The organism is Clostridium sp. DJ247, assembly GCF_014231265.1.
Window position 1 is genome coordinate 1 of record NZ_JABAIW010000093.1, and the last position, 9,930, is coordinate 9,930.

7 protein-coding genes and 4 pseudogenes are annotated in these 9,930 nt (G+C 30.1%); 10 read left to right on the forward strand and 1 reads right to left on the reverse strand.

Features of this window, described 5'->3' with window-relative positions; translation table 11 throughout:
• The 7 genes and pseudogenes from HGI79_RS21510 to HGI79_RS21535 form a co-directional block, all read left to right on the forward strand.
• On the forward strand, positions 1 to 1,081 hold a 1,081-nt coding region (locus HGI79_RS21510; RefSeq protein WP_185652721.1), incomplete at its 5' end, for an RHS repeat-associated core domain-containing protein.
• 22 nt (positions 1,082 to 1,103) lie between these two features.
• Entirely contained in the window at positions 1,104 to 2,300 is a 1,197-nt protein-coding gene (locus tag HGI79_RS21515; protein WP_185652722.1) for a suppressor of fused domain protein, read from the forward strand.
• Between the two features lie 198 nt (positions 2,301 to 2,498).
• Positions 2,499 to 2,660 (forward strand): hypothetical protein, encoded by a 162-nt coding sequence (locus HGI79_RS21520; protein ID WP_185652723.1) that lies wholly within the window; start codon positions 2,499 to 2,501, stop codon positions 2,658 to 2,660.
• A gap of 115 nt (positions 2,661 to 2,775) precedes the next feature.
• The gene (locus tag HGI79_RS22550; RefSeq protein ID WP_207725868.1) at positions 2,776 to 2,913 is read left to right on the forward strand and encodes a hypothetical protein; all 138 of its coding nucleotides are present in this window, start codon (positions 2,776 to 2,778) and stop codon (positions 2,911 to 2,913) included.
• A gap of 12 nt (positions 2,914 to 2,925) precedes the next feature.
• Positions 2,926 to 3,183: pseudogene (locus HGI79_RS22555) on the forward strand (SMI1/KNR4 family protein); the annotation flags it as partial.
• Positions 3,184 to 3,672: 489 nt separating this feature from the next.
• Complete coding sequence (locus HGI79_RS21530) at positions 3,673 to 4,926, forward strand: RHS repeat domain-containing protein (protein WP_185652724.1); 1,254 nt, start codon at positions 3,673 to 3,675, stop codon at positions 4,924 to 4,926.
• 197 nt (positions 4,927 to 5,123) lie between these two features.
• On the forward strand, positions 5,124 to 6,335 hold the full coding sequence (locus tag HGI79_RS21535; protein WP_185652725.1) for a transposase: 1,212 nt from the start codon (positions 5,124 to 5,126) through the stop codon (positions 6,333 to 6,335).
• 178 nt (positions 6,336 to 6,513) lie between these two features.
• Here HGI79_RS21535 and HGI79_RS21540 read toward each other — a convergent pair whose 3' ends face one another.
• Positions 6,514 to 7,395, reverse strand: a complete 882-nt coding sequence (locus tag HGI79_RS21540) for a 3-isopropylmalate dehydrogenase (RefSeq protein WP_185652726.1) — start codon at positions 7,393 to 7,395, stop codon at positions 6,514 to 6,516.
• A gap of 132 nt (positions 7,396 to 7,527) precedes the next feature.
• Here HGI79_RS21540 and HGI79_RS21545 point away from each other — a divergent pair.
• The 3 pseudogenes from HGI79_RS21545 to HGI79_RS21555 all read left to right on the forward strand — a co-directional run.
• Positions 7,528 to 7,755: pseudogene (locus tag HGI79_RS21545) on the forward strand (hypothetical protein); the annotation flags it as partial.
• 73 nt (positions 7,756 to 7,828) lie between these two features.
• Positions 7,829 to 8,053, forward strand: a pseudogene (locus tag HGI79_RS23780) (RHS repeat domain-containing protein); the annotation flags it as partial.
• Between the two features lie 6 nt (positions 8,054 to 8,059).
• Positions 8,060 to 9,930: pseudogene (locus HGI79_RS21555) on the forward strand (RHS repeat protein); the annotation flags it as partial.

Here is a 9,930-nt window from a genome sequence, read left to right on the forward strand (position 1 = left end):
TGTTCAAAAACAAGATGGCAGCTACATCAAAAACTTCTATGATTCAGAAGGATTAAGAAGTGAAATAGATGAAAATGATGTAGTTAGTAAGTTTGTATTTGATAGAGGAAGCATAGTAACAGAGCTTGATGCAGAAGAGAGACTAAAGGCAGTAAGCATAAGAGGTATTGAATTAGTATCTCAAGTAGATAGCAAAGATAATAGTTATTACTATTTAAATAACTATCATGGTGACGTTGTTAATTTAGCTGATATAAGTGGAAATATAGTAAATAGTTACAGTTATGATGCCTTTGGTAACACAATAGAAGCTAATGAACAAGTTCATAATAGACTTAGGTATTCTGGAGAACAGTTTGACCCAATAACGAATCAGTATTATCTGAGAGCTAGGTTCTATAATTCTGTTGTAGGCAGATTTACACAGGAGGATGTTTATAGAGGTGATGGACTTAATCTATATGCTTATGTAGCTAATAACCCTGTGAACTATGTGGACCCAAGTGGATATGCATTAAGTTGTGAGAAGAAGATAGAATTATATAAGAAATATCCAAACTTATATGAGAATAAGAAGGCTAGGGAAGCTTCTAATTTTAAGGGTGATAAACCAAATCCAAGCAATCCGAATATGACTCGTGAGCAGTGGAAGAAGCATGAACATGATGAAAGGCTAGATAGGAGATTTAGAGATACAAGTGGCGACTCATTGGCAAGAGCTAATATTAAGAATTTCAAATTTGGTAATTATTTAAAGAAATCAAAAGGAGATTCTCCTATAAAAATGAAAAATCCACATGCTCATCATATTGTTGTTAAGGGACAATTTAAAAATAGGAGTAAAATTATACAGACTTATGCTAAGTATTCCAGGCAAGTACTAAAATCTTATGGAATTGATCCATATAAGGGTTTGGAAAATTTATACTGGGCACCAAATAAGGGACATTCAGATGTATATATAAAATCAGTTGCTAAAGAATTGTATAATTTAAAAATCAATAATGCTATAAGACACCAAGTTATAGGAAGATTAGAATGGATAGCTAAACAGCTTAAAGTTAGTAAATTTCCGATATAGTATTAACAAGGGAGGATAATATATGAGTTTTATTAGTTGGACAAAAATTAAAAGTAAAGCATTTTCAGCAGTTGAAAATGGTGAGTGTGATTTGTTGTTAAATATAATTGAAGAGTATCCTAAGGTTTTGACTGCATATAATATTAGCAACGAATCTCTTTTACATGTTGCTGCTAATGAAGATAATATAGAGTTGTTAAAGTTATTAGTTGAAAAAGGTTTAGATGTAAATGTTGGAACAAAAAATGATAAAAGTAATACGCCACTTTGTAATGCTGCTTATCATGGATCAATAAGAGCAGCACGTTGGTTAATTGAGCATGGTGCTAATGTTGATGTTGGATATGATATAAGTGGAACTCCATTATGTGTCGCTGCTATGAATGGTAAAAGAGAAGTAGTTAAATTATTACTTGAATCAGGAGCAGATGTTAACGCTTCATATTGTATTGGAGAAGGCGAGAGTTTAACAAGAATGAATGCACTAAAGTTAGCAGAGATTGAGGGATACGATGAGGTAGCAAAAGTTCTTCGAAGTTATGGTGCTATTGAGACTAATGAGAACGAAAAAACAAACAAACTTGATATCTCTAATAGACATAATGAAATATTACAATATATAAAAAGTTGTCTAGGACCTATCAAATATACATTAAGTGAAATTATACCTGTTAGTAGAGTGTCTATTAATCTTCATATTATACCTCCTACAAACGAAAAAAATTGGATAACAGTTGTAACTAGTGGCATGAGCGATTGTGCTATGGAAGATGACGATTCAGAAATAGAGGAAGACTTAAAATATGCTGAGTTGTTAATTAAATTACCATCAGATTGGAAAATAAGTAAAAAGGATTTTGAAGATAATAATAATTATTGGCCTTTTGAATGGATTAGACAAATAGCTCATATGCCTCACATGTATGATGGATGGATTGATGAAGGCATTATAATTCCTAATGGAGAACCACCTGAACAATTTGCATCTAATACAAAGGTATCATGTATAATTATATGCAAATCAAAAGAAAAAGGATTAGAAAAATATAAATGTTCAGATGGTAGAATAATTAATTTTTATACGTTAATACCTATATATGGAGAAGAAGCAGTTATTGCAATGGAAAAGGGAAGCGAGTATTTATTAGAACTATTAAGTAAAAAGGGTATTGGAGATATTATAGATATTAATAGGGTGAATCTTGGTTGGAGAAAGTGATATTTATTTAATTGATACAAGACCTTTGTAGTAGTTATTATATACTTAGCACAGTTCAATGTGATGTTACTATTAAGACGAAATTGAGAATATTTTACCATTAAAACCATGGTTAAAAAACAGCAAATTAGTTTCTAAATATGATACCAATTTGCTGTTTTTCATGAATACTTTGGAGATGAAGAGTATGGATTTGTAATGCGGATATACTGTGATAAAGAGAAATTTTATAGATTGGATGGAGTTTTATGTTGCCATATATACCAACCTGTTGATAAACTAGATGAACCTATATTGGTTGAAGCTCGAATAGAAGCAGAATTAAATATAGATAATGAGGGACACCAATTGAAAGATTAGAAGAACGTATCATATATTATGAAGAAGCTTTAGAGCTAGATGTAGTATTAGATTACTCACCAATAATGTCACCAGAAGAGCGATCTTATTATGATTCTAAAATTGGAGGTGTAATATGGATAAAATAAGTGAACTACTTAGAATTATTGAGGAGAAAGAGGAGTATTGTAATTTTACGGGTGGGGTTGATGTTAAAAGAATATCGCAGGTTGAAGACATTTTAAATGTTACACTTTCAGAAAGTTATAAATAGTTTCTTAGAAATTACGGTCATATGTTAATTATGGGTATAGAAATTTATGGGGTGTCCAAAAGTGAAATACCATCTTGTGTAAAAGCTACACAAGAATATAGAAAATTTGGTTTACCAGAATATTTTGTTGTGATTGAGAATTGTGATGAATATATATACTGCTTAGATACATCTAATGTAGAAAATGGAGAGTGTTTAGTTATAGATTGGAATAGAGAATATGGCGTTGGTTCAGAAAAATATAATAATATTTATGATTTTTTTTTATGAACGACTTAAGGATGCTAGTGAAAACTGGGATTAATAATTTATAAATAAGTTTTTAATATAACCTAAATTTTTTAATGATAGCCTAAAACATAGAAAAATTTTTTCTATGACATAAGGGTTTTGTAATTAAAAATGAGATTCTAAATAATATTACTGCAAATTAGTTTATAATTTTATAGACTAATTTGCAGTTTGTTTTACCTAAAAAGCCTTTTGATAAAAAGGCAGGCGGTAGCCAGAAATGGATTAGTTAATGGAGATTTTGCAGATATAGTTAGAAATAAATTTATAAAACAAACTTAGAAATATTTATAGTTCTATATTTGAAATACATATATAAAAGAGTATTTATATAATCAAGATGACAACATAGTTAGAAGAAAAGATGCAGTTACAGGAAGCGCAGAGGAATATAGGTATAACAAAGATGGAAGCTTAGCAGCAGGTATAAGCGGAGGAAAAGTCTATAACTACACTTACACTCCAAACATGAATCTCAAAACTAAAGCTGTAAACGGAAGAACTGTACTTGAATATAACTACAATAAAGATGGCAATATAACAGCTTTAAAGGATATAACTGGTAGAAAAATAAGTTATAATTATGATATAATTGGAATGTTAAAAGAAGTATGGGATGGTAATAATAAGGCAGCATCCTATGATTATAATCCAGACAGTACAATAGCAGCTATAAAGTATGGAAATGGAATAAGTATAAATTACACACATGATGCCGATAAAAATATAGCAGGAATACTAGCTAAGACCAGAGACGGCAAAGAGCTTTTAAACCATAAATATTTTTATGATAATAATGGTAATCAAGTTAGAAAAGATGAAGCTGGTAACATAACAAGCTACGCTTATGACTGCTTAAATAGACTGGAGAAAGTAATATACCCAAATCAAACAATAGAAGCCTTCGGCTATGATAAGGCAGGAAATCGTGTAAAGAGAACATTAGATTCTCAAGTAACAAACTACACTTACGACATTAGAAATAGGTTAACATCATTAATTGAAGATGAAAATTTAACAAATTTCAAATATGACAATCAAGGAAATCTTACATCAGAAACAAATAAGCAAGGCACTACAAGATACACTTATGACTGCTTCAACCGTACTACTGGTGTTAAAAACCAAGACGGCAGCTATATCAAAAACTTCTATAATCCAGAAGGTTTGAGAAGTGAAATAGATGAAAATGGTGTAGTAAGTAAGTTTATATTTGATGGTGACAGTGTAGTAACGGAGCTTGATTTAGAAGATAATCTAAAGGCAGCAAGTATAAGAGGAATTGAGCTAATATCTCAAGTAGATAGCAAAGATAATAGTTACTACTATTTAAATAATTACCATGGTGATATTGTTGGATTAGCTGATATAAATGGAAACATAGTAAATAGTTACTCTTATGATGCCTTCGGCAATACTGTAGATGCAAATGAACAAGTTTATAATAGGTTTAGATATTCAGGAGAGCAGTTTGACACAATAACAAATCAGTACTACTTAAGGGCTAGGTTCTATAATCCTATATTTGGTAGGTTTACTCAAGAGGATGAGTATCGAGGGGATGGGCTTAATCTTTATGCCTATGTAGCAAATAATCCTGTGAATTATGTAGATCCTAGTGGATATGAATTAAGTTGTGAGAAGAAGATAGAATTATATAAGAAGTATCCAAACTTATATGAGAATAAGAAGGCTAGGGAAGCTTCTAATTTTGTTATTTAGGAAATAGCTTGCGGAAAATATTGTGGATAACTCTAGAAAAAACTAAAGATATTTGAGATAATAAGGTATTATGAAAAAGAGTAATGGTGTAATTAAACAAATTCTTAAATGTTATTTTATTATTTAGGAAATAGCTTGCGGAAAATATTGTGGATAACTCTAGAAAAAGCTAAAGATATTTGAGATAATAAGGTGTTATGAAAAAGAGTAATGGTATAATTAAACAAATTTTTAAAGATTATTTTAAAGAGTTCTGGCAAAATAAAAACGATAAGTTTCCAGAACAAATGCGAGAGCATTTATTTAAAGAAGTACTAAAAATGATAAATTGTGGTGAATTTGCATTAGGATTTATAGCTTACATATGTATGCAATGCCTTGAAAAAATTAATATAGGTTTTAGTTGTAAAAGTAGGTTTTGTAACAGATGTGGTAAAAAATATATAAGCGACTGGGTTGAAAAACAGGTAAGAAGAATTCTTGATGTACCACATAGACATTGTATATTTACTATTCCGAAGGAGTTTAGAAAGTATTTCTATTGGAACAGAAAATCCCTTAAAGATCTTCAAGATATGGCGTATCAGGTTATAGAAGAATATATAAATAATGTTAATGGTAAAAATAGAGCGGCCTTTGATAAGAAGAAAAGAATTAAAAAGGGAGGAGCTATCTGGCAATGCGGTATGATAAGCGTAGTACATACCTTTGGGCGAAGTCTAGGTTTTAATCCTCATATTCATGCATTAGTTCCTGAATTGAAAAGAAAAAATAATAGAATAGTAGATTTTCATTACTTCGAATACAAATATATTCGTAAGACATGGCAGTATAAATTAACAAGATACATGATAAAAAAGCAACCAGAGATGAGAAGTGAATACGGAAGTTTGTTTAAGATTTATCCTCATGGTTTTTATGTTCATGTTAAACCAAGAATGAGAAGTGCTAGATGGTGTGCCAGATATATAGGCAGATATCTTGCTAGACCTGCAATAGCAGAGTATAGAATAATATCCTATGCTGGAAAGATGGTTCATTTTTGGTATATAGATCATGAAACAGCAAAGAGAGTACATGAGATTATAACAGCACAAGAATTTATAGGAAAACTTATTATGCATATACCGCCTAAGAGATTTAAAATGGTAAGAAGATATGGTGTGTATGCAGGAAGTATACAACAAAAGATGAAGACATATTTTAGTCTAATAAAATATATAAAGAGTAATTATAAATTGAAACAGGTAACTCTTAAGCAATGCTATGAAATAAAAGATAAACGGTTAACTTGGAGAGATATGATAATTAAAAATTTCTCTAAGGATCCTTTGAGATGTAAAAATTGTGGAAGAAAAATGGAACTGTTTCAAATATGGCATCCTGAATACGGTTACTTGTTAAAATGAAGAAAATTAAAGCACTATACACACTTTAAAATTTATGTAAAAGTGTGCATAGTACTTAATATTTTACTTATGAATTATATGCTTATAGAATATATTATTCAAATACACAAACAACTAACTACAAATTTAAAATACCATAAAATTTCTGCAATGGCGTTAAAAATGGAAGTGATTAAATTTAGTTAGTAATTTGTTTTTTTATTTTTTCAACTTGTTCTATTGGGATTTCAGCAGCAACAGCTACCTGTTCAACATTTAAGCCCATTCTTAGTAGATTTTCTGCAACTTTTAATGCTTTTTCATTTGCCCCTTCTTCTCTTCCTTCTTCTCTAAGCTTTTTATCTAGTTCAAGTTTTTTCATAATTTCTAATAAAAACTCTCTATTATTATCGCTTAATTTTGCTTTTCCCATATCTTTATATACCTCCAATATATCATTTGCATTTGCTTCTGTCATAACATGCATAATTATTGAATATAATGGGTTTTTAGTGTTGTTTATATATTCTGTTATCCACTTTTTTATTAATTCTCTGTTTTTGTACCTTATTTGAAGTAGTTTTAAATAAGCTGCTTCTTCGTCCGGTAAATCTTTTGTAACTAGTATCTGTGTTTTTATATCTGTTTTTTCTAGAAAATATACGCCACTATCTATTTTCGTTACTTCTGCTCCTTGTTTATCTTTTAAGTACTCTATTAGTTTCCTTGGATACTTATTGGATGTTAGAGTTAGAGTGATTTCATCTATGCTTATCTTATTTGTTTCTTCAGATAAAGCCTTATATAAATAGGCATATGCTTTAACTTTATAATAATCATCTATGGATATATAATCAGTTGGTGATTTGTATTCAAATATATTGTATTGTCTAAATATTTTTCCTATCAATTTATCTATTTTTATATCATCCAACTTTTTTATAACTAGTATATCTATTCTTAGGGGTTCATCTGTTAACTGATGTTCTGTAAAAAATTCTAAATGTTCTTTGTATTCTTTTAACTCCAACTGTAAAGCAGCTGCAAAGGCTGGATGCCATTTTATTTTTTCTTTTGTCAAATTTATCACGCCTTCATTTTTCTTTTATTATATCATATCAATTTTTCTTTTGAAATATACTGCTTAAAAACTTTATATTCCGAAGGATTTTGAAGATATGGCAGAAAATTGCCTTTATAAAGATTATGAAAATTTGAAGAAGTGGAGGCACTAAGTCCTAACTGTGAATTCAATTTAGATAAAAGTGTAATTAAAAAGCTTGTATTAGATGGAGAAAAAATAAAAGGCGAAAAGATATTTAAAATCAAGGAAAGTGAAAAGCCAATGATTGTAGTAAGGCTTGATGCTGAAAGTATACTTAGACGTCATTTTGAAGGCATAAGGTTGGAAAAATTTCACCACAGAAAGAATATATGGTGATGGTTCAAAAGAAATTTGGACTTATGATAAATATGATAATAAAGATAGTGAAACAGATAGAGCAGGAAAAACAATTCATAGGGTTTATGATAGTAGAGGAAACTTACTTGAAGAAGTACATCCAGGTGGTTATAAAGTAAATAATTACTATGATAGTAATGACAATCTTATAAAAACAGAAACCTCTGGAGGGAGAGAAACTCTTTATAATTATGATGACAGGGGTAATGTTGTAGAAGAACTTATTAAAATACAGGATGGAAGTTATTCAAAAACAAGTTACACTTATGATGAATATGGAAGAATGATTACAAGGAAAGACCCAGAAAAGAATACTACTAGATTTAAATATGGCAACAAGGATTTTGATGAAGCTACAACAATAGAAGACCCAGAGGGAAATATATTCAGTTATAAATATGATAAAGCAGGAAGAATGACATTTATAATAAGCTCTTATGGCACTGTAGAATTTGGTTATAATGCTTTAAATAGAAAGACACACATAATTGATGCAAAAGGTAATATAACAAGATTAATGTATGACAAGATGGGAAACTTGATAAAAAAGGTTCTTCCAAATGAATACAATTCATATACAGACAATGGTTTAGGCTATGAATATCGTTATGATGCAATGGATAGGCTTATAAAAACTACAGATCCAATGCAAAATATTTTTGCAGTAAAGTATAATGTACATGGTAACTTAGTTAAAGAAATAAACCCAAATTACTACGATAGATCTCTAGATGATGGTTTGGGTGTAGAATATGAGTACGATGAAAATGACAGAAGAATAAAAACTATTTATCCAACAGGTGGAGTTTATAGAATAAAATATGATGTATCAGGAAACATAATAAAAACAATAGACCCTGTAAATTATAATAAGGAAACAGATGATGGAAAAGGTACAGAGTATGAATATGATGAAAGAAACAGACTTGTAACTATAAAAGACCCAGAGGGAAATGTATCAAGAAGATTCATTTATGATGAAGAGGATAATGTTGTAAAAGAAATAGATGCTAAAGGATATTTAAGTGCAAATAATGATGAAGAGCGTTATGGAACACTTTATAAATACAATACTACAGGATGGATGCTTGAAAAAAGAGTACCTGTAGAAGAAGATTCAGGAAATATAAAGTATAATGTAACTTTGTATAAGTATGATAGAGCAGGAAACAGAATAGAAGAGAAAATATCGCCTGAATATGTAAATGAAACTGGATATCCAAAGGAATGGAATACTATCAGCTACAGCTATAATAAAAATGGCTTAGTAAATAAGATTACAGACAGTATAGGAGCTGAAATACAGTATACTTATGACTGTCTAGGCAATAGAACTTTAGAAAGAACTAGAATAAATGCTAATACCTATAAAGTAAAAAGATACTATTACAACAGCATAGGCTGGCTGGAAAAAGTAAGCGAAGAGATAAATGAAGGAGACTTAGCAGAAGAGACAAAAGGAAAAACATCAGCTAAAACCCTATATGAATATGATGGAAACGGAAATATAACAAAGGTAACAACTCCAGAAGGCTATGAAAATATAGTAAAATATGATGCAGCAGACAGGCTTGTGAAAATTGTAAAAAGAGATCCAAAGGATGAGGAATCTGAAAGAAGCACCACCTATGAGTACGATAGTGCTGGAAACATCATAAAAGAAACAGATTGTAATGGTTATTCTATTATCTATGAATATGATGCTATGAACAGGCAGACAAAAATCATAGATAAAGAAGGTGGAATAACAAGACTATTCCATGATGCTGCAGGAAATATAATAAAGCATGTAACTCCAGAAAACTATAATGCAGAAGATGATGATGGAAAAGGTACAAGCTATGGTTATGACAGCATGAATCGTCTTGTAGAAGTAAGTAATGCTCTAGGTGTAATTGTGCAGAAAAATAAGTACAACGAAATTGGAGAACTTATAGAAAAATTAGATGCCTCAAAAACTGGTGTAGAGTATAGCTATGACATAGGGGGAAGAGTAAGACATATAATAACTCCAGGGGCAAAGGAAAAAGGAAAGATAAGCCAACAATACAGATATGATGCACTTGGAAATGTTACTTCCATAAAAGATGGAGAAGATAATGAAACTTTCTACAGTCTAGATTTATGGGGAAAAGTAAAAGAAGTACAGAAGGC

Excerpts from the sequence above, each read along its gene's own strand:
- HGI79_RS21515 (WP_185652722.1), top strand. The coding sequence starts at position 1,104 with ATGAGTTTTATTAGTTGGACAAAAATTAAAAGTAAAGCATTTTCAGCA.
- HGI79_RS21520 (WP_185652723.1), top strand. The coding sequence starts at position 2,499 with ATGCGGATATACTGTGATAAAGAGAAATTTTATAGATTGGATGGAGTT.
- HGI79_RS22550 (WP_207725868.1), top strand. The coding sequence starts at position 2,776 with ATGGATAAAATAAGTGAACTACTTAGAATTATTGAGGAGAAAGAGGAG.
- HGI79_RS21530 (WP_185652724.1), top strand. The coding sequence starts at position 3,673 with ATGAATCTCAAAACTAAAGCTGTAAACGGAAGAACTGTACTTGAATAT.
- HGI79_RS21535 (WP_185652725.1), top strand. The coding sequence starts at position 5,124 with ATGAAAAAGAGTAATGGTATAATTAAACAAATTTTTAAAGATTATTTT.